Consider the following 22,170-nt stretch of genomic DNA (forward strand, 5'->3'; position numbering starts at 1 on the left):
GTTACCGCGGGCCGCACAGAGCACACTGTCACGATGCCCAGCGAGATCCCGTGCCCGCAGCGATGGTTCGACGACTACAAGACCGGCGAGCGGTTCACCTTCGGCTCGACGACGATCGATGAGGCCGAGATCATCGACTTCGGGCGCAAGTTCGATCCGCAGCCGTTCCATATCGATCCTGAGGCCGCTCGCAATACCGTCTATGGCCGGCTGATCGCCTCGGGCTGGCACACCGGCTCGATCATGATGCGAATGCTGGGCGAATACCTGCTGGGGCCCTCCAGCATGGGGTCACCGGGTCTCGACGAGCTGCGCTGGCTGGCGCCGGTGCACCCAGGCGATCGCGTGACGCTGGTGGTCGAAGTGCTGGAGGTTCGCCTGAGCCGATCCAAGCCCGACCGGGGCATCATCAAGATGGCCCACGAATTGGTCAACCAGCACGGCACCACGGTGGTGCGTTCGGTCGCCAACATGATGATCGCCCGCCGCGCGTGAAACCCTCGCAGCGGGGCGCGACGCTTTAGGCGTACTGGGCAGCGGCCTGGTGCTCGAGCCAGCCCAGCAGGATGGCGACGGCGCGGGGGTCGTGACGGATGCGATGATCGGCGCCCGCAATGAGGCGAAGCTCCGCACTGGGATGACGCTCCGCCAGGTGGCGGGCCTCCTCATAGGGCACCTGGCGGTCGTTGATGCCGTGCAGGATCAGCAGCGGCCGGTCAGTGAGTCGTTTCACGGCGTCGACCGCCCGGTTCTGCTTCAGCTCGCGGTTCCACGCGCTCGCCGAGCGCGGAAAGTCTTCGGACCTGATGACGCCCACATTTCGACAGTGCTGCACGAACGCCTTGGGATCGCTGGCCCAGTCGTCGAAGTCGGCCCGGGGTGCCATTGCGGCGACGCCGCGCACCCGGGCATCGCGGGCGGCAGCCAGCATGGCCACCGAGCCGCCCGTCGTGGAACCCACCAGCCAGACGCCCCGGCAGCCGTCGTGCAGGACATGCTCGATGGAGCGCCCGACGTCGTCGATCCAGCCGAGCAGGGAGAAATCGCCGTCGGATTCCCCGCAGCCCCGCATGCTGACGGCGAGCACGGTCCAGCCTTGCGCTTCGGCAATGCGCTCTGCGAACTGCTGGTACGTGCGATTCGGAATGCCAGGTCGCTGCTTGGAGGGAAACCCGTGGCACAGGACCACCGCCGGCCCACTTCCCGTCGAACGAGACGGCCGGACCATCAGGGCCGCAAGATTCGGGCTGCCCTCGATAGTGACCTCGGTGACGGTGGTGCTCACAGCTCGGCTCGGAGTCGCCGACGGTGCTGGCGCAGCGCCCGAGAGGCTGAGTCGTCAGGCGAAGCCGTGGCCCGGGCGACCCGTGAGCGCAGCGAACAAGAGCGGGAAGCAACCGGGATGGCAGCGGGCAGGCTGCTCGCGCCGCGCTCCCAGGCTGCCGACGCCATCAGCAGTCTCTAACGGCAGAGCCGCGACAGGCGATAGCCGCGGTTGCGCGCTTCGGGAAGCTCGTCGGGGCCGAAGGTGGCATACGACTGCGCCGTCACGATGTCAGCTACAGCCGCGGCGAGCTGCTCGCTGACAGCGCGATCGTCGGATTCCAGCTCCATGTCGTAGACGATCTGGCTGCGCTTGTCGCCGACGAACCGGCAGCCGGCAAGCTCCCTGGGGATGTCCATGGTCACATTCTGCCGCCGGGATCCACCGCAGCGAGCGCGCCGATCCGGCGCAAGTATTCCAGATGCGCGTCCACGACGGCTTGGACCTGCTCGAGCGTCACTTCGACTCCCGCTCGACGGACATCGCGGTACAGATCGGCGCCAGAGGAGCGGTCCTCGGTGACCGTTGGGCCCGAGTCGTCGCCGGCCTCCTCAGCGTCGTCGGGCGCCGCATCAGACCCGAACTGCAGCTGGTTGAGATGCGCCCGGAGCAGCGCCTCGAGCTCGTCAGCTCTCAGCCCCGCGGCGATATCGAACGGCACCAGCTGACCGACGAATTCCGCCGCTTCGGCAAGGCGCCACACCGGCTCTCGTCGCTGGCGGCCCAGCCGCTGGGCCTGCACGCCCACCACGCCGGCGGCAACGACGAAACCGATCATGAGCGAGATGACGATGACCGCGATGATCACCGTTGCCTCCTCGGCTGTACAGGTGCCATGCGGCTCACCTGCCGCGTTGAGTTGTGGGTTGCCGGGCTTACAGGCCGATGCGCTGCGCCAGCTGCTCCCGGTGGTACGCAGGATCGCCGAATATCAGCTCGGAGCTCTTCGCGCGCTTGAAGTACAGGTGCGCGGGGTGCTCCCAGGTGAAGCCGATGCCGCCGTGGATCTGGATGTTCTCCGCAGCGCAGTGGAAGTACGCCTCAGAGCAGTAGGCCTTGGCCAGCGACGCCACCGACGGCAGCTCGTCATTCATCTCTGCTGCGCACCAAGCCGCGTAGTAGGCGGCCGACTTCGCCGACTCGACCTCGAGCAGCATGTCGGCGCACTTGTGCTTGATGGCCTGGAACGAGCCGATCGGGCGGCCGAACTGCACACGGTCCTTCGCGTACTGCACGGCCATGTCGAGCACGAACTGCGCTCCGCCGACCTGCTCGCTGGCCAGAGCCACCGCAGCGAGGTCGAGCACCCGGTCGACGTAGGCGAAGTTGTCGGTGTCGCACAGGTGCTTCGCAGGCGTGTTGTCGAACGTGATGCGAGCCTGTTTGCGGGTCTGATCCATCGTGGCGAGGTTCTCCCGGCTGAGCCCGGCCGCGTCACCCTCGACCGTGAACAGGTGAATGCCGCCATTGCACCGGGCCGCCACCACGAACAGGTTCGCTGTGCCGCCGTCGGTCACGAACATCTTCTCGCCGGAAATGGTCGCCGAATCGCCAGTGTCGGTGGCTTCCACCTCGACGCCATCGGCATCCCAAGTGCCGCCGGCCTCGGCCAGCGCCAAGGTGGCGATGATCTCGCCGGAGGCGATGCCCTCGAGCAGCTCCTCCTTGGCCTTCTCGTTGCCCGAGTGCAAGATGGCGTTGCCGGCCAGCACGACCGTGGAGAAGTAGGGCGAGCACAGCAGGCTGCGGCCCATCTCCTCGAGCACGATGCCGAGCTCCACGTAGCTGGCACCCTGCCCGCCGTACTCTTCGGGGATGATCAGCGCCTGCAGGCCGAGCTGCTCAGCCATCTGGGACCACACAGCGGGGTCGTAGCCGTCATCGGTCTCCATCAGCTCCCGCACGGTGGTCTCCGGAGACTTCTCCTCCAGGAACGAGCGGACGAAATTGCGGAGCTCTTCCTGCTCCTCGGTGAATGCGAAGTTCACGGACGCGCCTCCGGGGCCTGGTGCAGCCAGTGCAGCCTGAGCACCGGCACGGCCGGCGCAATGGACAGGCGAAGTTCTATCACCCAACGGCTCAATCGGCTCAGCCTCGGGTCGTCGCCGCAAACGAACAGGGGTGGAACCCCGGGCGCAAGTCGGGCGTTAGCTTTCGTGAACAGTTCGACGCGCATCAGCACGGCAGCCGGCAAGGCGGTACATCCATGAGCGACGGGTCCAGCCAGGCCCCAGATCCCCCCACCTCAGACACGGACACTTCTGCGACCGCCACGGTCGGCCGTGGCGCGGTGCGCCGGCTGATCAGCCGGCCCGGCGCCAGCGCCGGTCTGCTGGCGGGCATCGCAGGCGCAGCCGTGGCACTGGCATTCGGCGAGTTCATCGACGGGCTGGTCGACACGATCCCGTCACTGGTCGTCGCCGTCGGCGAGGCGCTGGTCGACTACTCGCCCGACTGGGCCGTGCAGCTGAGCATCGCGCTGTTCGGCGAGAAGGACAAGGCGGTGCTGGCCATCGGCATCGTGGGCGTGTCGCTGATCATCGGCGGCCTGCTGGGCGCGTGCGCGATGGCACCGCGGCGTCGCTGGGTGCCGGTTGCGGGATTCGCCGCATTCGGCGTGATCGGCGGCTGGACTGCCGCCCGCAACCCGATGAGCCCGTTCGTGGGCTCGTGGGTGGTGGCCGTGGCCGCCGCAGCGCTCGGCTACCTCACGCTACGGCTGTTGTTGCGATTCGCCCCCGCTCATCGTCCGGCACGACCCGACGATGGCGATCTCGAGCCAACCGAACCTGCGACGATGGGGGCTCCTGACCGCGCTGGCGATGCCAGCCGCCGAGCCTTCCTGCTCAGCGTGGGCGGCGCCGGCGTGGCAGCCGTGGGGCTCGTTGCGCTAGGTCGAGGGGTGCGCGGCCCCTCGGCGGCAGAGACCGCCCGAGCCGGAATCGACCTGAGTTCGGCCAGACCTCCCGCCACCACCGCCACCACAGGTGCTGCGACTGCAGCCGAACCGGCAGCAACCACCGCGGCCGGACCCTCGGTGGCCACCCGGGTTGCTGCGCTGGACACACTCGACGAGGTCAGCGGCATCTCGAGCTACGTGACACCCAACAACGACTTCTATCGGATCGACACGGCGCTGACGGTGCCACAGGTCGACCCGGCAAATTGGAAGCTCAGCTTCACCGGCATGGTCGACAATCCCTACGAGCTGACCTTCGACGAGATCCTGGCGATGGACCTCCAAGAACACGTCGTCACGCTGTCGTGCGTGTCCAATCGGGTCGGCGGCAACCTCGTCGGCAATGCCGTCTGGACCGGCGTGCCACTGGTGGACCTGCTGGAACGGGCCGGTGTGCAGGAAGGCGCCGACCAGGTCGTGGGCCGCTCAGTCGACGACTGGACTGCCGGCTTTCCCACCCCGCTGCTGTACGACGGCCGCAATGCGCTGCTGGCCGTTGGCATGAACGGCGAGCCGCTGCCCACTCGGCACGGCTTTCCCGCACGCCTGATCGTGGCCGGACTGTATGGCTACGTCTCGGCAGTGAAGTGGATCGAGGAGATCAACCTCACCACATGGGATGCCTTCGACGGCTACTGGGTACCGCGGGGATGGTCCAAGCGCGGCCCGATGAAGACGCAGAGCCGCATCGACGTGCCCGGCAGCGGCGACCGCCCCGTCGCAGGCACGCAAACGGCCATTGCCGGCATCGCCTGGGCGCCGACGCGTGGCATCAGCGCCGTCGAAGTGCGCGTTGACGACGGACCGTGGCAGCAGTGCGATCTGGGCGAGGCACTCGGCGACGAGAGCTGGGTGCAGTGGCACCGGGCTTGGACGCCCACTGCGGGCACCCATTCGCTGCAGGTGCGGGCGATCGACGGCACCGGCATGACGCAGCCCGAGGGCCCGAAGGACGTCCGTCCCGACGGCGCCGAAGGCTGGCACCGAGTCGCCGTGCGGGTGGACCCCGCCTGAGAGCAAACGCACAGCGGTACGAGCAGCGGAGGCGGCAGGGAACTCTGCGACGTTGCAACCTGCTGGATTGCTGGAGCAGAGGACCCTGCCGCCTCTGCTGCGGGCACACAACTTGCCCGCGTGGCTCCTTAGGATGCAGCCATGGCTCTGCATTGGTCCGCCACCGGCATCGAGGTCCACAAGCACGTCGTGCGCCCACTCGAGGGCGATCTGCCCAGCGGCTTCCCTGACGACTTCGACAACAACGTCTTCACCATCCGCTGCACCGAGACCGGCGAAGCGATGCTCATCGACGCCGCGAACGAGCACGAGCGGCTGCTGGAGGTGTGCCGGACGCTCGGCGTGACCAAGGTGGTCGAAACGCACGGCCATTGGGACCACATCCAGGCCGTGCCGGCGATTCGCGATGCAGGCATCGAGGTGGGCATCACCTCGGAGGACTCGTCGATGATGCCCAGCTACGACATCATCCTGGAAGACGACTCCGTCATCGAAGTGGGCCGGTTGCGGATCCGCACCATCCATAACCCCGGCCACACCGCGGGCTCGATGAGCTTCCACGTCGAAGGCACGCCGCTGCTGTTCACTGGCGACACGCTGTTCCCGGGCGGGCCTGGTGCCACCGGCTTCGGCGGCGACTTCGACCAGATCATCCGCAGCATCGAGGACCGAATGTTCTCAGCGTTCCCCGGGGACACGATGGTGCTTCCCGGCCACGGCCTCGACACCACGATCGGTGCCGAGTCGCCGCATCTGCAGGAGTGGATCGACCGCGGCTGGTAAGCCCGGCCCTGCTCAGCCGGTCGCGACCCGACGCGCCAGCGATCTGAACGCCATGAAGAAGGTGACTGCTGCGAGCCCGAGGATTGCCGCTGCACCCTTGGCGATCGCCACGCCGTCCCAACCAGTCGACAAGATCGTGCGCATGCCCTCGAGCAAGTAGGTGACCGGGTTCCACGCCGCGACAGCGCGCAGCCAGCCAGACATCAGCTCCCGCGGCAGGAAGGCCGGGGTCAAGAACGCGAACGGGAAGAAGATCAGGAACGCCGAGTTCACTGCGGCAGGGTTCCCTGTCCGAAGCGCGACGGTGTAGGGGAAGCCCGTAAACGCAAGGCTCCACGCGACGGACAGCAGCAAGAACACGATCAGTCCCAGGATGCCGGTCTCGAACCACACGCCGAACGCCAAGCCCATGACGATCACGAACAGCGCCAGCCCGAGCGCCATCACGATGTCGGCCACCATCAGCCCGAGCAGCAGTGTGGATCGCCGGATCGGCGTCACCAGCATGCGGTCGAGATAACCGGACTGAATGTCGATCACCAGGACGCTGGCGCGCGAGATCCCGGTGACGGCGAAGATGATCGCCACTGGCAATTGGAACGCCCGGTAGTCGACGACGCCGCCCGGCGCCGCTCCGCCGCCTGGTGCTGCTGCCGCTCCAGCTTCCACGAAGGGTTCAAGCGCTCCGACGTTCACCACGAAGAAGAAGACCGGGATGATGAGTGCAGGACCCAGGAACTCGGGCTCCCGCAGAACGCTGCGCACGGCTCGTCGGGCGATGGTCGCAATGTCGGTCAGGAAGCCGACGCGGTTCGTGAGACCGCCGCCAGGAGTGAGCGTCGTGTCGGTCACGATCCGCCTCCTGCCGCTGCCTGCTGCCGGTCGGTCGCGTCGGCCGAGTTCGCGCCGGCTGCGGCATCCTCCGCGGCGGCAGCGTCTTCTGCCGCAGCCTCCTCGGCTGCGACTGCACTCTCCGCCGCAGCCTCCTCGGCTGCGGCCATGCGGTAGCCGGTCGCCTGCAAAAACACGTCGTCGAGCGACGGTGTGCGCACCGTCAGCGCTGTCGGATGAACGTCGGCGCTCGCGAGCGCGACGGCGACCGCTCCGATGAGACCGGCGCCGTCGGACGTTGAGATCGTGACGCCGAGCCGGCCAGCGGTCACGCCATCTGCTCCGGGCACCGACGATGCCACTTCCGCTGCTCGACTGATGTCGTGGGGCTCCAGATCCACCACGATGACGTCAGACCCGACGGCCCGCTTCAGCTCGGTCGGTGTGCCCTGCTCGACGATCCGGCCATCGGCCAGGATCGCCACGCGGTCGGCGAGCGCATCGGCTTCCTCCAAGTACTGCGTGGTGAGGAACACGGTCACGCCCAGCTCGCTGTTCAACCGCCGCACCTCGTCCCAGACTTGGGCTCGGCTGACTGGGTCGAGCCCGGTGGTGGGCTCGTCCAGGAAGATCACCTCGGGCGCATGGATCAGCGACGCTGCGAGATCCAGCCTCCGCTTCATGCCGCCGCTGTAGGTGGCGATGCGGGCATCGATGGCGTCGCCGATGTCAGCCAGATCGATCGCTTGCGCGATGGACGCTGCCCGGTCTGCGGAGCGCAGCCCGTACAGGCGGGCCTGCAGATCCAAGATTTCGCGGCCGGTCTGCTTCTCGTCGAGCGCTGCCTCCTGCATGGCCACGCCGATGCGGATGCGCACCTCACCGGGGTTCTTCGCGACGTCGTAACCGGCGACCCTGGCCTCGCCGGCGGTCGGGCTCAGCAGCGTGCACAACATCCGCACCGTGGTGCTCTTGCCTGCGCCATTCGGACCGAGGAACCCGAAGATCTCGCCTTCGCGGACCAGCAGATCCACACCGTCGACCGCACGCTTGGCACCGAAGGCGCGCACCAGCCCGTGGGCTTCGATGGCCGTCACAGACCCGCCTGACCCCGCCTCGGACACGGGCGGCAGGCTAGCGAGTCTCTTGCCCGCCCAACGGGCTGATTTCGGCGTTCAGGACAATCCGGACAGCGATGGGAGCACATCGAAGTAGCGGGTTGGCGCCTCCCAGGCATGGGCCAGCTCGAGCACTGAACGATCGGCTCGGTGGCGGACGATGAGCTGCAGGCCGACGGGCAGCCGATCCAACTCATCTCCGTGAACGTGCAGGTCCGCTCAAGTGTCACACCTCCGCGCCAGACTGCTTCTCGTGGCTGGCGCGGCACATACCGAGGAGGGGGCATTCAACTCGCTGTTTGCGCAGGCGCTGCTGCAGCGGTCCCCTGGGTGGCAGGGACACCTCAATGCTGAGCAATCAGGTGTCATACGCGGCGCCAAGTCCAAGCGGCCCGACGTCGTCTTGCACGCGAGCAGCAGCACTGCGACCGTCATCGAGATCGAGTATGACGACAGTCCCCCATCGAGCGTCGAGGGTGATGCATTGGCCAGGCTCGGCAGCCAGCTCGCCACCGGCGCTCTCGTTGAGCATGTAGTCGCACTGCGGGTTCCGGCATTCCTCGGGGCACTTGACCAATCCGCGATCACGGGAACTCTCGGAGATGCGCAAACGCGCTACTCGTACTGCTCCTTTGTCTCCTGTCTCAGCGGCGACGCATCATCGTCGGCTGACCCTGGCGCAGCCCACGCAGGATCGCCCGCCGAGAGGTACCCAGCAACCGGCTGGATCGAAGGGTCGCTCGACGATGTCGTTGGATTCATCGAGACAACAGCCATTTCGGAGCAGGCAGTTGAGCGAGGAGCAACTCTGCTCGAAGAAGCCGTCACCGAATCCGCTTACATCGTGATATTCGAAGCTGAGAAGCGACCTGATGCTCTCGCAAACATCGCGCAGTGCCTACAGCAGGAGCCAAGCCTCCAGACCATTCGGATGGCGATGACCGTGTTGGCCAATGCGTGCATCGTGCATCGTGCGATTGCAGACGCTCACGCCATCAAGAACTTCACGCAGATGCGTGCCAAGGGTCTCGCGCTCGGCAGGCCGCACGTGAGCCAGCTCGAGTTTGTCGATGAGTGGCATCGCATTATGCACGAAGTCGACTACTGGCCGATCTTCTCTCTGGCTCTCGACATCCTCTCAGCACTGCCGTCGCCGAGCGCTTCACCCGTCCTGCTCCGCATGATGGGCTTGGCAGAAGACCTCGAGGGCTTGAGCACCGTCACGACCGGAGACCTCGCAGGGCAAGCCATCGGTCGCCTGATCACAGACCGCAAGTTTCTAGCGACCTTTTACACGCTGCCGAGTTCCGCTGCGATGCTGGCTGAGCTGGCCGTCGCACGACTCAGAATCGAGCCAGACGGGGACCATCTGGCCGGTGAATTGAAGATCGCCGACCTCGCCTGTGGAACTGGCACGCTGCTATCTGCCGCATACCGACGAGTAGCGACGCGGGTTCGACGCCATGGAGTCAATGACCGATCGCTCCACCGCCACATGGTGGAGGACGTGCTCGTCGGCGCCGACATCATGCCCGCGGCCACACACCTCACGGTCGCGCAGCTGTCGGCGGCACACCCCGATATCACGTTTACCCAGACCGCGATTCACACGATGCCGTATGGCCGACACACCGTGCCAGGCGATGACAAACCTCGGACATCAATCGGCTCGCTCGATCTTCTTGGCACCGACGTCCAACTCAGCGTGTTCGGCACAGGTGAGCAGGCGCTGAGCGGTAGCGGTCTCGTATCCGGCCACGGCCCAGACGGCTACGGCCGACTCGACCTGCCGGCTGCTTCCTTGGATCTCTGCATCATGAATCCGCCGTTCACGCGGCCGACCACCAAGGAAACTGCGGAACAACAAGGAGTGCCCGTACCTGCTTTCGCTGGGTTCGAGACCACTAAGGCTGAGCAGCGGGCGATGTCCCGAGAGCTCAAACGACTCGGCAAGAGACTTCCCCATAGGCAGGTCGGCCACGGCAACGCCGGATTAGCGACGAATTTCATCGACCTCGCACACCTAAAGACCAAGCCGGGCGGCGTCTTGGCCCTGGTGATTCCTGCCGCTTTCACCTCCGGTGCGTCGTGGGACGGCGTAAGGCAGATCCTGGCCCGGGAATACCGCGATGTCGTTGTGATCTCTATTGCCGCAGTCGGCAGCACGGATCGAGCATTCTCGGCTGACACAGGTATGGCTGAGGTGCTTGTTGTAGCTACACGCCGCAGCGCACCAAAGCGCCTACCACCCGACGGGCCAACGTCGGCGAACTCCGAAGCCACTGTCGGCGGTGCTGGTGACCCCAAGCCCGAGGATCTAGCTTTGTGGGTGAGTCTCTATGAACGTCCCGCTGGAATCGTCGCTGGCGTGGAGATCGCTCGCGCCTTGTCGACTTTGCGCACCGATTCCGCCGGAAGCGTTGTTGTGGGGGACGAAATTGTAGGGACCTGTACCCGGGCCTCGCTGGACCACGGCGGCTGCGCCGCCGTCCGAGAACCGGATGTTGCTCGGACGGCACTGGCCCTCACCGAAGGAAGACTCCACCTGCCCCGCATGGCCGACGTCTCAATACCCCTTGTACCACTGCGAGAACTCGGGGTTCCAGGCCCTTACCACCTCGACATCAAGTCAACGGGCAACACCGCTCGCGGGCCATTCGTCATCCAAGATCTAACCAAGAACGAGCCTGCCGCATATCCAATTCTCTGGGGACACGACGCGACGCGAGAGCGATGCCTGCAGGTGGCGCCGGACACTCAAGGCCGCATTGATAACGATCGACGCGAGCTCGCACTGCAAGTTTGGAATACCGCCACACGCCTTCACTGCAACTTGGACTTCCAAATCAACAGTCAGCCGCTAGCCGCAAGCCTCACCGCGGAACCAGTGATCGGCGGTCGCGCGTGGCCCTCGTTCATCCTGCACGATGATTCATGGGAGCCGTTTGTTGCCCTGTGGCTCAATTCGACCCTTGGCCTCATCAACTTCTGGTTCCTCGGTAGCCGACAGCAGTCCGGGCGAGCGATACTCACACTTACGCGCATCGGTGATCTGCTCGTACCTGATCCTCGTCGCTTCGACGCAACGCAGCAGGCACTGGCCTACTCCACATCCAGCGCGTACGCCGAGACATCACTCTTACCTGCTAATGAGTCATGGCGTGACGAAGCACGACATCATCTCGATGAGATCATGCTGGTCGACATTCTGGGGCTCGATCGACAGCACTTACGTTCACTTGACATTACGCGAGAACAATGGTGCCTCGAACCCTCTGTTCATGGAGGCCAGAGTTCAAGACCGGGCCACTAAACAATGGATCAACGAGGGCAGGACCGCGCGTATGCAAACCAACTACGACCAATCTACGCCACTCGAACTCGTGGCAGCGGCGGCGAGAAGATGCCTTCAAACGGTTCCTGTGATTGTATTGGGAAGCGGTGCTTCAATAGCTCATGAATTGCCGAGCACTGGTGACGTGACAGAATTTGTTCGTCTACAATCCCCTGACCCGTCTTGGTCTAGCGAGGAACTAGGCGCGTGGCAAAGCCTGATCGAACGCCTAGAAGACAGTGACATCGAGGAGGCTCTGGCGCGACAAAACCTACCCGATTCTCTTCAAGACTACATCGTCAGGGTCGTGTGGGGTTTCATTCAAGAACGAGATTGCAGTGCATTCAACGAAATCATCTCCAGTGGACTAAGGACTCCACTAGCTCGGCTATACGATTTCTTCTTCTCCACTAGCGAACAAGAGGTGTCGGTAGTCACGACCAACTATGACCGGCTCGCCGAATACAGCGCAGACATAGCCAATCGATGGCACTATTCCGGCTTTCCGCCAGGATACTATCGGCAACGTCATGCAAACTTACCCTACAAGATCTCTCTTCCGCGCCTCAGTGGCAATGCCCCTGGCCTCAAGAAGGTCAATGTTTGGAAGGTTCATGGATCACTTGACTGGTTCTTTCGGATTGACGGAGACGTAATCTCAATCACGGCAGCCCGAGATATTCCGACGGGCTGCAGGCCGGCCATTATTACACCAGGATTACACAAATATGAGCAAACACACCAAGAACCGTTTCGATCCATATTGTCCGGTGCTGATAGTGCATTGGACACTGCGAGCACATATATGTGCGTTGGCTATGGATTTAATGACCAGCACATTCACCCACGGCTACTCAGTCGCTGGCGTTCAGGCGAGGCTCGACTCCTGATTCTCGCGCGCCATCTCACGTCCCAGGCGCGGGCGATGTTGGACAATCCACGCGATGGGCAATTCTTGGCTCTCGAGTGCGGCGTCGGTGACATCAACGGGACTCACGTCATCAGCAATTTATTCGATCCTGTCTCGGACATAGAAGATGTCAACCTCTGGGACTTAGGCGCCTTCGTCGAGAACATTACATAGGGCAAGGAAGATTTAGAATGACCGAATCAAAACTGTTCGACCAAGATGACAGCGATGCTCTGGGCCAAGTGAGTGCAGTTGACACGGCTACCGTAACGGTTCACGTCACCGATATCGACCGGTTGCGACGCCTTCAAGTGAATAGACTCGTGTACTTGCACAGTAGTAGGCCTGGCGAACATCTTATTGGCATCGTACATAAGATCGTCAGGCTCGCTCGAACTGTACAAGATGAGACAGGCGATGAGTCCGAGTCTCGAGAATCTGGGCTCCAAGCGAGCGACGAAGACAACACGGTAAAAGTCACCCTCATCGGGACTCATGTCGCGGGTTACGGCGACGTCAACGACAGTTTTTCGCGAACTCTCGAAACAGTTCCAGAGATCGACGCGTGCTGTTTTGCGATCGAAGGCAACGACCTAAGCGGATTCATGCAGATCATCGCTAGCGTTGGCTCCGAGGAACAACGCCTCGAATTGGGTGTCTATACTCTGGACAAGAACGCATACGCATATCTCAACGGCGACAAGTTCTTTCAAAGGCATGCACTCATTGTGGGTAGCACCGGCGCCGGCAAATCATGGACCGTCGCCCGCATTGTCGAGCAAGTCGCTCTATTGACCGGAGCCAATGCGCTTCTGCTGGACATTCACGGCGAATACAGCACTCTCGCTGGAGACAGCGTAACGCGATACAGAATCGCCGGTCCGAACGATCTGGACACAAGCGGCGATTCAAGCCAGGAGGTTATCTACCTACCATTCTGGCTCCTCGATCACGAGTCCCTGGGCGCTGTCTTTGTCGATCGCAGTGATCAGAATGCTCCCAATCAGCGAAGCCTTATGTCAAACATTGTCCTAGACGCCAAGCTAAAATATCTGTTTGATCACGTCGACGACGAGCGCTCTACCGACATCACGATTGATAGTCCAATACCTTTTGATCTTGACGCCGTTCTCAAAAGGCTTGAAGACCTCGACCACGAAATGGTTGAGGGAGCTCGTGGCCAAAAGCAAGGTCCACATTTTGGCAGACTTACTAGGCTCATAGAGCGGCTCGGAAATAAGCGGAATGACCGTCGAATGGGATTCATGTTTGAGGGCGCTCCTGATGTTCTCCAGTACGATTGGCTAGAAGAATTAGCAATCCGCTTGCTAGGGGGCGCGCATGTCCAATCAGAGTGCTCGGGCGGTGTCAAAGTTATCGATTTCTCGGAGGTTCCTTCCGATGTCTTGCCATTGATGGTGAGTTTGGTCGCTCGCCTGGCCTTTTCGCTGCAACAGTGGGCTCCAGCCGATCAACGACACCCGATTGCCCTATTTTGCGACGAGGCACACCTGTATATGCCCAACGAACGGCAAAGTGGCGCCGTCGAAGCTACATCAAATACCGTGTTTGAGCGTATCGCAAAGGAAGGACGCAAGTATGGCATCGGGCTGGTAGTAATTAGCCAACGCCCTTCTGAAGTTAACCGAACAGTTCTGAGCCAGTGCAACAATTTTGTGTCGATGCGGCTAACGAATGCGGAAGACCAGGGCGTAGTGCGTCGATTGCTGCCGGACAGTCTTGGAGGTTTTGTTGGCGCTCTTCCTGTATTGGATACCGGTGAGGCACTGGTCGTCGGTGATGCAAGTTTGCTTCCAACACGCATATTCGTATCGGAGCCAGAGCACAAGCCTAGAAGTGCAACTGTCGACTTCTGGAGTGAGTGGTCAACTCCCCAATCTGATGGAGCCATTCCGGCAGCAGTCGAAAACTGGCGCCGTCAAACGCAACAATAGTTTGGACACCTGAAGAGACGGGAGGTCGGCCCATCAGAAGCGTTTCTGACGCACCAAACATATGCCGTGTATCGCTCCTGTAGTAGACGAGGGATGTACCAAGCCGCCAGACGTGAGACTTCCAAGATCCATCATTGCAACCCCGGGAGCACGTCGATGTGGCGGGTTGCTGTTTCCCAGGCGTAGGCCAGCTCGAGCACTGAGCGGTCGGCGCGGTGGCAGCCGACGAGCTGCAGGCCGACGGGCAAGCCGTCGCCGGTGAAGCCGGCCGGTACCGAGATCGCAGGGTGCGTGGTGACCGTGATGTCGCTGCACGAGCGCATCCAGTCGATGTAGGTCCCGAATTCGACACCCTCGATCTCGGTGGGGTACTCGACCTCGACATCGAACGGGGGCACCTGGGTGGTCGGGCATGCAAGAAACTCGAAGCCGCCGTCGCCCGACATGAAATCGTCGACGGCTGCGAACAGCTGGGTGTGGCGGCGGCAAGCGTCGGCGTAGTCGGCAATCGACATCGACAGGCCCTTTTCAATATTCCAGACCAGCGTCTCCTTCATCTGGTCACCGTGTTCGGACAGCAGCGACCCGAATCCGACAGCGAACACCCAGGCCCGGCGTGCCTGGAATACCTGCGGGGCATCGGACAGATCGGGCCAGGCTTCGACCACCTCGCAGCCCAGATCGGCGAGCACATCAGGCACGTTCGCCGTGGCGGCCCGCACGGCAGGATCGACCGGCAGTCCGCCCGCATCGGGTGACCAAGCGACCCGGACGCCGCGCAGGTCCCGTTCCAGCGAACCCGCGAAGACCGCCGGCGATTCCTGGTTCGACACCGGCGAGCGGTCATCTGGGCCGGCGAGTGCCTGAAGGAAGAACGCCACGTCGGCCACGGTCCGGCCCATCGGGCCCTCGACCGCCAGCGGAAACCAAGCGTCCTGTGAGGTGGTCGACGGCACCCGTCCCGGCGACGGGCGGAAGCCCACGATGTTGCAGAACGCCGCCGGGTTGCGCAGGGATCCGCCCAAGTCCGATCCGTCGCACAGCGGCAGCATCCGGGCGGCCAGCGCCACTGCCGCTCCCCCGCTGGAGCCACCGCAGGTCTTGTCGACGTTGTACGGGTTGCGGGTGATGCCGAACACCGGATTGAACGTGTGCGAGCCCGCACCGAACTCGGGCGTGTTGGTCTTGCCGACCATCACCGCGCCGGCTTCGCGCTGACGCTCCACCACTAAGGCGTCGATGTCGGGGACGAAGTCGGCGAACAGCGGCGATCCCATCGTGGTGCGGACGCCGGCGGTGAGCGCCAAGTCCTTGTGCGCCACCGGCAGCCCATGCAGCAGCCCGAGTGATTCCCCACGGGCGTGCGCCTCGTCGGCCGCGGCCGCACGCTCGGCCGCCAGCTCCGGTGTGAACGTGACGATGGCGTTGAGGGCGGGGTTGACCTCGGAGATGCGTTCGAGGTGTGCTGCCAGCAGCTCGCGTGCCGAGATCTCGCCGCTCGCCAGCATCGCCGCCATACGTGTGGCAGTCAGCCCGCAGATGCCCGCATCCCCTTCAGCGTTCGTGTCCATCGGGTCATTCGACCACAGGCACCCATACCGAAACAGGGATTCGTGAAACTTGCCTCCGGCCAAGTGTCGTGTTCCGCTCTTGTTCGCTGCGGTCACGGGCCGCTCGGGCCACGGCTTCGCCTGCGGCCCAGCCTCTAGGTTGCAGCCCATGAGCGAGTCATTCACTGCGGGGACCAGCGATGAGAACCGCCGCACCGGCCAGACCGTCGAGTTGCTGCAGACCCTGATCCGCAACGAGTGCGTCAACGACGGCACGGCGGAGTCGGGTGGCGAAGTCCGCAACTCCGACACGATTCAGGCCTACCTGGAAGGTGCCGGACTGGACTTGGAGGTGTTCGACGCCGCACCGGGCCGACGATCGCTCGCCACCCGCATCGAAGGCAGCGATCCGAATGCACCGACGCTGTGCCTGATGGGCCACACCGACGTGGTGCCGGTCAACGCCGACGGCTGGAGCCGCGATCCCTTTGGCGGGGAGCTCATCGACGGCGAGGTATGGGGCCGCGGCGCGGTGGACATGCTGAACCTCACGTCGTCCATGGCCGTCGCATTCCGGCACATGGCCGAGACCGGCTACCGGCCCAAGGGCGATCTCATCTACTTCGCCTGCGCCGACGAGGAGGCCGGCTCGGCCTACGGAGCCCGCTGGATGGCCGAGAATCACTGGGACGCGATCGGCGCCGACTACGTGCTGACCGAGAACGGCGGCCTGCATTCAGGCTCGCCGGACGCCCCGTTCATCGGCATGAACGTGGGCGAGAAGGGCGTGGCCTGGCGGCGCCTGCGAGTACGCGGCGTGCCCGGACATGGGTCACGGCCGTTCCGGCAGGAGAACGCGCTCGTTCGGGCGGCTGCAGTCGTGCACCGGATCTCTCAGTACCGCCCGCCGCCGCGGTTCCACGAGCTGTGGCGCGAGCAGGTCGACACACTCGGCGTCGACGACGAGACCCGGGCGATCATGCTCGACGAGAACCTCGTCGAGGACTGGCTGGACGCCCACCCCAGCGCCTCGGTTGCGGCGCATCTCTACTCGTGCACTCACACCTCGTTCTCGCCGAACGTCATCGGCGCGCCCACGACGATGAAGACGAACGTCATCCCCGATCACGTCGACATCGAAGTGGACGTACGCACGCTGCCCGGTGAAGGCGCCGCCGAAGTGCAAGCGCATCTGGATGAGGCACTCGGCGACCTCGCTGACGACGTCGAAGTCGAGATCATCATGAACGACCCGGCGTCGGTGAGCCGGGTGGAGACGCCGCTGTGGGACGCTCTGCAAGTCGCCGTCGGGAGGCGCTTCCCCACGGCCCGGCTGACCCCGCAGCTCATCATCGGGTTCACCGACTCTCGGGTGTACCGGGACATGGGTGCCATCGCGTACGGCGCCGGCTTGTTCAGCCCCGAGCTCGACGGCGGCGACTACGGCGCACGGTTCCACGGCAACGACGAGCGGATCGACATCGAATCGCTTGCGCTCACCACCCAGCTGTGGCTCGACGTGGTCAATAGCCTCTGGGACTGAGCAACCGCCAATCGGCCCGACGCAATCCCTGCCGCGCTTGTTGGGGCTTTTGGGGCCAGCCATACACTGCGCTTGATGGCATTGGACGGCACAGCGTCGGGCACACCCCTGTTCGAGATCGACGACTTGGGCGTCCGGGCGGTCGAGGGCCCGCAGATCCTCCGCGGCGTGGATCTGGTGGTCAACGCAGGCGAGTGCCACGCCATCATGGGCCCCAACGGCTCGGGCAAGTCGACGCTGGCCACCACGATCCTCGGGTCTCCCGAGTACGAGGTAACCGGCGGGGAGATCCGCTACCGGGGCGACGACATCTCCGAGTGGGACCCGGACGCCCGATCGAAAGCCGGCCTGTTCCTCGCGTTCCAGTACCCACAGCACATCCCCGGTGTGTCGGTGCGCAATTTCCTGCGCCAGGCAGTCTCGGCACGGCGCGGCGAGGACGTGTCCGCCATCGAGATCTACGTCGCCATGGGCGAGTGGATGTCACGGCTCGGCATGGACGAATCTTTCATGGACCGCTACCTCAACGAGGGCTTCAGCGGCGGGGAGCGAAAGCGCAACGAGATCCTGCAGCTCGCACTGCTCGAACCCGACGTGGCCGTTCTGGACGAGACCGATTCAGGCCTCGACATCGATGCGCTGCGGGTGGTGGCGACCGGGTTGCAGCAGGTCCGCGCCGAGCGGCCGCACATGGGCGTGGTGCTCATCACCCACTACGAACGCCTGCTCAGCGAGATCGAGCCCGACCACGTCCACGTGCTGGTCGACGGGCGGATCGTGGCTTCGGGCGGTCCCGAACTGGCCGCCGAGTTGGAGAGCGACGGCTACGAGCCATTCGAACGCAAGGCCGCAGCGTGATCGTCGGCGCCGGCGGGGACATCGACGGGGCCGTCAAGGCGCAGTTCCCGCTGCTTGAGCGCAGCATCCACGGCAACCCGATCGTCTACCTCGACTCTGCGGCGTCGTCGCAGAAGCCGGCCGCCGTTCTCGATGCGATGGACGACTACTACCGCACGGTCAACGCCAACGTCCATCGCGGCGCGTATGAGATCGCTGCAGCCGCGACCGAGCTCATGGAGCGTGCCCGAGCCGATGTCGCTCGCTTCATCTCGGCCCCCAGCGCGGATGAGATCGTGTTCACCAAGAACGCCACCGAGGCCATGAACCTGGTTGCCCGATCGTGGGGCGGCGCCAATCTGGGCCCCGCGGACGCAATCGTGCTCACCGAGATGGAGCACCACGCCAACATCGTGCCGTGGCACATCATGGCCGCCGAGCGGGGCTTCGAGATTCGCTGGATCCCGATCACCGCTGACGGCTGCTTGGACCTCTCCGATCTGGATCGCCTGCTGGACGGGGCGAAGCTGCTGTCGGTCACCGCCATGAGCAACGTGTTGGGCACGCTCAACCCGATCGGGTGCCTTGCGGCCGCCGCCCATGACGCCGGCGCGCTGATCAGCGTCGACGCCAGCCAGTACGTGCCGCACCTGCCCACCGATGTGGGTGCGCTGGACGCCGATTTCATGGTGTTCACCGGGCACAAGATGTGCGGCCCGACCGGGGTGGGCGTGCTGTGGGCCCGCTCGGAGCTGCTCGACGCCATGCCGCCGTTCCTCGGCGGCGGCGAGATGATCCTCGACGTCACCAAGGAGGGCTTCCGGCCCAACACGGTGCCGCACAAGTTCGAAGCCGGCACCCCACCCATCGCAGAGATCGTGGGCCTCGGCGCTGCAGTGCGCTACCTGGAAGGGCTCGGCATGGACGCCGTGCGGGCACACGAAGTCAGCCTCACCGGCTACGCCCTACGCGCGCTGACCGACCGCCACGGCGACGACATCACCGTGCACGGCCCTTCAGAGCCGGCCCAGCGCGGCGGCGTGCTGTCGTTCGTCTACCGCGACGTGCACCCCCACGACATCTCCCAAGTGCTCGACCAGAGCGGCGTGTGCGTGCGTGCGGGTCACCACTGCGCAAAGCCGCTCATGCGTTGCCTCGGCGTCGCCGCCACGACACGGGCCTCGCTGTACGTGTACAACGACACTTCAGACGTAGATTCGCTGGCTGAGGCGCTCGACGAAGTCGGCGCCCTGTTCGGCCGTTAGAGGCAACAGGACCGAGACGAGACAAGATCCGATGGCTGGGCTCGAAGACCTGTACCGCGAGATCATCCTCGACCACTACCGCAACCCGCGCAATCGCGGCGAACTGGAGAGTCCGCCTGCGTACCGCAGCGAGGGTTTCAACCCGCTGTGCGGCGACGAGGTGGTGCTGACCTTCGAGATGGACGGCGACACCGTGACCGACCTGCGAGTCGGCGGGCAGGGCTGCTCGATCAGCCAGGCATCGGCGTCGATGATGTCTGCGGCCGTCATCGGCAGATCGGCAGAGGAAATCCGCGACCTCACGCGGGCCTTCAAGGCCATGATGTCGATCCACGAAGAAACCATCGGCGGCGACGGCAGCGAATCACTCGACGGCAGCGGGGCTGACGGCGGCTCTGACGCCAACGGCGGGGCACTCCGACTCGGCGACCTCGAAGCACTGCGAGGCGTGGTGAAGTTCCCGGTCCGCATCAAATGCGCCACCCTCGGCTGGAATGCGCTCGCAAGCGGCCTCGACGAGACGGTCGACGCGAGTTGAGTCCTCCGACGCATCGTCTCGCCTGCTCGTTCTGCTAGTGCCGTGTCAGGGAACCTTCGATGTGCGACGCTGCGCCGGAGTTCCCAGTGCGCCTGGCCCTGGCCGAGCTGGGTGGTGCAACCACGCAAACGTTTGTTGACGCGGCACTAGGCGTGCATCGAGTCTGAGGGGCCTGCTTGGATGGGGACCATGTCGCAGGAAGCTGACCGTCGCGCCGAACTCATCGAACGGGCGCGGCACCTCGCTCCCAAGCTGGCCGCCCGGGCCGCGGCTGATCCGTGGGCCCGCCGGGTCGAAGCCGACGTTATCGACGAGCTGCGAGGCGCTGAGCTGCTCACCATCGGTCAACCGAGTGCCAACGGCGGCCAGGAGCTCGACTGGATCACCTACCTCGAGGTGAACGCAGCGCTGGCTGAAGGCTGCCCCTCGACCGCGTGGCATTCCTGCGTCGGCAATGCGCACGCCTGGCTGGTGGGCCACTGGCCCGATGCCTGCCAGGAAGACATCTACGGCCCAGGCGCCGACCAGTACGTCGCCGGGGTGCTCGTCGACCGCGGCGACGCAACCCCCGTCGACGGCGGTTGGACGCTCAACGGCTTCTGGCCGTTCGGCTCGGGCATCGATCACGCGGACTGGGTGGTCCTGGGAGGGCACTTCCCGTCCCCCGAGGGCGACGGGCCGATTTCGGGCATGTTCGTCCTGCCCGCAACCGATGTCTCGGCGCTCGACGACTGGCACGCCAATGGGCTTCGTGCCACCGGCAGCAGCAGCATCGTGGTGAAGGACGCCTTCGTGCCCGAACACCGATTCGTGCCCGGTGAGGTGCTGGCCTCAGGCGACACACCGGGCATGGCCCGCAACGTCGGCTGGATCCAGCGCAGCTCGCTCATGCCGACGCTGGCCTACGCGCTGGTTCCGCCGGCGCTCGGGGCCGCTCGGGCGTCGCTGGCTGCATTCGCCGAAGAAGTCGACGGCAAAGTCATCAGCCACGTCGACGTTCTGCAGACCGATTGGCCGCTGACACACCGCCAGTTCGCCGAAGCCCATGCGCTGGTGGACCAAGGCGAACTATTGATGCGGCGCACCGCCGAACTTCTCATCGAGGGCGCCCGCAACGGCGAACCGCTCGAGCTTCCGCTGCGGGCACGAGTGCGGCTCGACTGTGCTTTCGCCGTCCGCCGCTGTCTAGAAGCCGTCGAGATGCTCTACCTGGCAACCGGCGGCCGAGGCGTGCGAGACACCAACCGGATCGGCCGCCTCCAAGCCGACCTGCAGGCCATCAACATGCACGCGATCACAGCGCTCGATCCCGCACTAGAGGCCTACGGCCGCATCCTCATGGGCCACCCACCCCGCACCCCCCGCCTCTAGCGTTACGGCGACGAATGGGTTGACAGGGCAGCCGCCGGAGGTCTGATAACCGGCGCAAGCTGCTCTCGCCTCCACCGGGATTCGGCTAGAAGCCGAGGGTCGTCAGACTTGGCGCAGGTCGCGCCAGCGCCAAGGGGCGTCGGGTACGAGAAGTTCGGGATCACCGGTCCACAACTCGGCGTCGTGCGCGATGGCGGTGGCAGCGGCGAATGCGTCGGCGTAGGACATTGGGTACGCCGACTTGATCGTCGCAGCTTCGATGACCCGTTCAGGAGTCGGCAGCTCGGCCAGAATGCCACCGGTCAGCATGTGCAGCACCTCGCCCGCGGCCGATGCGCCTTGTTGTCGGCGCATGGTGCAGTAGGCCTCGCCAAGGTTGATCCACGACATCCATGGAGTCTCGCGACCGATCAGATCAGCGACTTGCGCAGCGGCTGGCTGCTCTCCGTCGAGCATCCTCATCACCGGCCAGGTGTCGAGCACCACTGCCATCAGCGAGTTCGAGCATCTGCGTCGAATTCTGCCTGCGAAACCCCGAATGCAGCAAGGCGGGCTTCTTCGCGTTCGCGGTCTGCTCGTCGCTCGGCCATCAGGTCCTCGGTCAGGCTGGGACCGTCAGCGAAGATGCCGATCAAGGATCGGATGTCGTCGATGCGCCGAACGCTGACTGCGTCTCCATCGCACCAGAAGCTCACACGGTCACCCGGCCTGATGCCGAGCCGATCACGGATCTCCTTCGGGATCACCACCTGGCCCTTCGGCCCCACCTTGTGAGTCATACCAATCAGTATAACCTTGACCTTGAAGAACAACTGCACCTGTGCGTACGCTCCTGCGT

The 22,170-nt window shown here is 64.5% G+C and carries 21 protein-coding genes; 11 read left to right on the plus strand and 10 right to left on the minus strand.

From position 1 onward, the window contains the following. Positions 1-33: 33 nt before the first annotated feature. Positions 34-495: a MaoC family dehydratase gene (locus ACOGJB_RS06510; protein ID WP_419840002.1), complete on the plus strand. Its 462-nt coding sequence runs from the start codon at positions 34-36 to the stop codon at positions 493-495. Positions 496-520: 25 nt separating this feature from the next. Here ACOGJB_RS06510 and ACOGJB_RS06515 read toward each other — a convergent pair whose 3' ends face one another. The 4 genes from ACOGJB_RS06515 to ACOGJB_RS06530 all read right to left on the minus strand — a co-directional run bounded on the left by ACOGJB_RS06515 (position 521) and on the right by ACOGJB_RS06530 (position 3,312). Continuing rightward, positions 521-1,285, minus strand: coding sequence for an alpha/beta hydrolase family protein (locus ACOGJB_RS06515; RefSeq protein ID WP_419840003.1), 765 nt, complete (start codon positions 1,283-1,285; stop codon positions 521-523). A gap of 176 nt (positions 1,286-1,461) precedes the next feature. Continuing rightward, positions 1,462-1,683: a hypothetical protein gene (locus tag ACOGJB_RS06520; protein WP_419840004.1), complete on the minus strand. Its 222-nt coding sequence runs from the start codon at positions 1,681-1,683 to the stop codon at positions 1,462-1,464. A gap of 2 nt (positions 1,684-1,685) precedes the next feature. Further along, on the minus strand, positions 1,686-2,132 hold the full coding sequence (locus ACOGJB_RS06525) for a hypothetical protein (protein ID WP_419840005.1): 447 nt from the start codon (positions 2,130-2,132) through the stop codon (positions 1,686-1,688). A 67-nt stretch (positions 2,133-2,199) separates the two neighbouring features. After that, the gene (locus ACOGJB_RS06530; RefSeq protein ID WP_419840006.1) at positions 2,200-3,312 is read right to left on the minus strand and encodes an acyl-CoA dehydrogenase family protein; all 1,113 of its coding nucleotides are present in this window, start codon (positions 3,310-3,312) and stop codon (positions 2,200-2,202) included. A gap of 218 nt (positions 3,313-3,530) precedes the next feature. Between ACOGJB_RS06530 and ACOGJB_RS06535 the strand changes: the two genes are divergently transcribed. Together ACOGJB_RS06535 and ACOGJB_RS06540 are read left to right on the plus strand one after the other, a co-directional pair. Beyond that, on the plus strand, positions 3,531-5,297 hold the full coding sequence (locus tag ACOGJB_RS06535) for a molybdopterin-dependent oxidoreductase (RefSeq protein WP_419840007.1): 1,767 nt from the start codon (positions 3,531-3,533) through the stop codon (positions 5,295-5,297). A 141-nt stretch (positions 5,298-5,438) separates the two neighbouring features. Then, positions 5,439-6,080 carry an MBL fold metallo-hydrolase gene (locus ACOGJB_RS06540; protein WP_419840008.1) on the plus strand — a complete coding sequence of 214 codons (642 nt, stop codon included), beginning with the start codon at positions 5,439-5,441 and terminating at the stop codon, positions 6,078-6,080. A gap of 12 nt (positions 6,081-6,092) precedes the next feature. Here ACOGJB_RS06540 and ACOGJB_RS06545 read toward each other — a convergent pair whose 3' ends face one another. Genes ACOGJB_RS06545 through ACOGJB_RS06555 form a run of 3 tightly spaced genes read right to left on the minus strand, consistent with a single transcriptional unit; the run spans position 6,093 to position 8,221 of the window. Further along, a complete protein-coding gene (locus ACOGJB_RS06545) occupies positions 6,093-6,932 on the minus strand; it encodes an ABC transporter permease (protein ID WP_419840009.1) in 840 nt (279 codons plus the stop codon). Further along, positions 6,929-8,035, minus strand: a complete 1,107-nt coding sequence (locus ACOGJB_RS06550) for an ATP-binding cassette domain-containing protein (protein ID WP_419840010.1) — start codon at positions 8,033-8,035, stop codon at positions 6,929-6,931. Before ACOGJB_RS06550 ends, ACOGJB_RS06545 begins: the two co-directional genes overlap by 4 nt. Before the next feature lie 51 nt (positions 8,036-8,086). After that, positions 8,087-8,221, minus strand: a complete 135-nt coding sequence (locus ACOGJB_RS06555; protein WP_419840011.1) for a hypothetical protein — start codon at positions 8,219-8,221, stop codon at positions 8,087-8,089. Between the two features lie 61 nt (positions 8,222-8,282). Here ACOGJB_RS06555 and ACOGJB_RS06560 point away from each other — a divergent pair, with 61 nt between their 5' ends. Genes ACOGJB_RS06560 through ACOGJB_RS06570 form a run of 3 tightly spaced genes read left to right on the plus strand, consistent with a single transcriptional unit; the run spans position 8,283 to position 14,228 of the window. Further along, positions 8,283-11,342 carry a class I SAM-dependent methyltransferase gene (locus tag ACOGJB_RS06560; RefSeq protein WP_419840012.1) on the plus strand — a complete coding sequence of 1,020 codons (3,060 nt, stop codon included), beginning with the start codon at positions 8,283-8,285 and terminating at the stop codon, positions 11,340-11,342. Between the two features lie 31 nt (positions 11,343-11,373). Continuing rightward, complete coding sequence (locus tag ACOGJB_RS06565; RefSeq protein WP_419840013.1) at positions 11,374-12,447, plus strand: SIR2 family protein; 1,074 nt, start codon at positions 11,374-11,376, stop codon at positions 12,445-12,447. Between the two features lie 17 nt (positions 12,448-12,464). Then, positions 12,465-14,228 (plus strand): ATP-binding protein, encoded by a 1,764-nt coding sequence (locus ACOGJB_RS06570; RefSeq protein WP_419840014.1) that lies wholly within the window; start codon positions 12,465-12,467, stop codon positions 14,226-14,228. Between the two features lie 131 nt (positions 14,229-14,359). On the opposite strand, the gene ACOGJB_RS06575 is transcribed toward ACOGJB_RS06570, so the two are convergent. Continuing rightward, positions 14,360-15,799, minus strand: coding sequence for an amidase (locus tag ACOGJB_RS06575; RefSeq protein ID WP_419840015.1), 1,440 nt, complete (start codon positions 15,797-15,799; stop codon positions 14,360-14,362). Between the two features lie 148 nt (positions 15,800-15,947). On the opposite strand from ACOGJB_RS06575, the gene ACOGJB_RS06580 reads away from it, so the two are divergent. The 5 genes from ACOGJB_RS06580 to ACOGJB_RS06600 all read left to right on the plus strand — a co-directional run bounded on the left by ACOGJB_RS06580 (position 15,948) and on the right by ACOGJB_RS06600 (position 21,332). Further along, complete coding sequence (locus ACOGJB_RS06580) at positions 15,948-17,321, plus strand: M20/M25/M40 family metallo-hydrolase (protein WP_419840016.1); 1,374 nt, start codon at positions 15,948-15,950, stop codon at positions 17,319-17,321. A gap of 75 nt (positions 17,322-17,396) precedes the next feature. Beyond that, positions 17,397-18,179, plus strand: a complete 783-nt coding sequence (sufC, locus tag ACOGJB_RS06585) for a Fe-S cluster assembly ATPase SufC (protein WP_419840017.1) — start codon at positions 17,397-17,399, stop codon at positions 18,177-18,179. After that, a complete protein-coding gene (locus ACOGJB_RS06590) occupies positions 18,176-19,423 on the plus strand; it encodes a SufS family cysteine desulfurase (RefSeq protein WP_419840018.1) in 1,248 nt (415 codons plus the stop codon). The genes sufC and ACOGJB_RS06590 overlap by 4 nt, the downstream gene beginning before the upstream one ends. A 31-nt stretch (positions 19,424-19,454) precedes the next feature. After that, positions 19,455-19,961, plus strand: coding sequence for a Fe-S cluster assembly sulfur transfer protein SufU (gene sufU, locus ACOGJB_RS06595; RefSeq protein ID WP_419840019.1), 507 nt, complete (start codon positions 19,455-19,457; stop codon positions 19,959-19,961). 189 nt (positions 19,962-20,150) lie between these two features. Next, positions 20,151-21,332, plus strand: coding sequence for an acyl-CoA dehydrogenase family protein (locus tag ACOGJB_RS06600; RefSeq protein WP_419840020.1), 1,182 nt, complete (start codon positions 20,151-20,153; stop codon positions 21,330-21,332). A gap of 102 nt (positions 21,333-21,434) precedes the next feature. On the opposite strand, the gene ACOGJB_RS06605 is transcribed toward ACOGJB_RS06600, so the two are convergent. Together ACOGJB_RS06605 and ACOGJB_RS06610 are read right to left on the minus strand one after the other, a co-directional pair. After that, positions 21,435-21,824 carry a PIN domain-containing protein gene (locus ACOGJB_RS06605; protein ID WP_419840021.1) on the minus strand — a complete coding sequence of 130 codons (390 nt, stop codon included), beginning with the start codon at positions 21,822-21,824 and terminating at the stop codon, positions 21,435-21,437. Next, entirely contained in the window at positions 21,824-22,111 is a 288-nt protein-coding gene (locus tag ACOGJB_RS06610; RefSeq protein WP_419840022.1) for an AbrB/MazE/SpoVT family DNA-binding domain-containing protein, read from the minus strand. Before ACOGJB_RS06610 ends, ACOGJB_RS06605 begins: the two co-directional genes overlap by 1 nt. Positions 22,112-22,170 lie beyond the last annotated feature (59 nt).

The sequence above is a fragment of the Candidatus Poriferisodalis sp. genome (assembly GCF_965208895.1).
Lineage (GTDB): Bacteria > Actinomycetota > Acidimicrobiia > Acidimicrobiales > Poriferisodalaceae > Poriferisodalis.

What these genes read in the sequence shown, in the direction of transcription:
- ACOGJB_RS06510 (WP_419840002.1), top strand. Translation starts at nt 34, where the DNA reads ATGCCCAGCGAGATCCCGTGCCCGCAGCGATGGTTCGACGACTACAAG.
- ACOGJB_RS06520 (WP_419840004.1), bottom strand. Translation starts at nt 1,683, where the DNA reads ATGGACATCCCCAGGGAGCTTGCCGGCTGCCGGTTCGTCGGCGACAAG.
- ACOGJB_RS06535 (WP_419840007.1), top strand. Translation starts at nt 3,531, where the DNA reads ATGAGCGACGGGTCCAGCCAGGCCCCAGATCCCCCCACCTCAGACACG.
- ACOGJB_RS06540 (WP_419840008.1), top strand. Translation starts at nt 5,439, where the DNA reads ATGGCTCTGCATTGGTCCGCCACCGGCATCGAGGTCCACAAGCACGTC.
- ACOGJB_RS06565 (WP_419840013.1), top strand. Translation starts at nt 11,374, where the DNA reads ATGCAAACCAACTACGACCAATCTACGCCACTCGAACTCGTGGCAGCG.
- ACOGJB_RS06570 (WP_419840014.1), top strand. Translation starts at nt 12,465, where the DNA reads ATGACCGAATCAAAACTGTTCGACCAAGATGACAGCGATGCTCTGGGC.
- ACOGJB_RS06575 (WP_419840015.1), bottom strand. Translation starts at nt 15,799, where the DNA reads ATGGACACGAACGCTGAAGGGGATGCGGGCATCTGCGGGCTGACTGCC.
- ACOGJB_RS06580 (WP_419840016.1), top strand. Translation starts at nt 15,948, where the DNA reads ATGAGCGAGTCATTCACTGCGGGGACCAGCGATGAGAACCGCCGCACC.
- sufC (WP_419840017.1), top strand. Translation starts at nt 17,397, where the DNA reads ATGGCATTGGACGGCACAGCGTCGGGCACACCCCTGTTCGAGATCGAC.
- sufU (WP_419840019.1), top strand. Translation starts at nt 19,455, where the DNA reads ATGGCTGGGCTCGAAGACCTGTACCGCGAGATCATCCTCGACCACTAC.
- ACOGJB_RS06600 (WP_419840020.1), top strand. Translation starts at nt 20,151, where the DNA reads ATGTCGCAGGAAGCTGACCGTCGCGCCGAACTCATCGAACGGGCGCGG.
- ACOGJB_RS06605 (WP_419840021.1), bottom strand. Translation starts at nt 21,824, where the DNA reads ATGGCAGTGGTGCTCGACACCTGGCCGGTGATGAGGATGCTCGACGGA.
- ACOGJB_RS06610 (WP_419840022.1), bottom strand. Translation starts at nt 22,111, where the DNA reads ATGACTCACAAGGTGGGGCCGAAGGGCCAGGTGGTGATCCCGAAGGAG.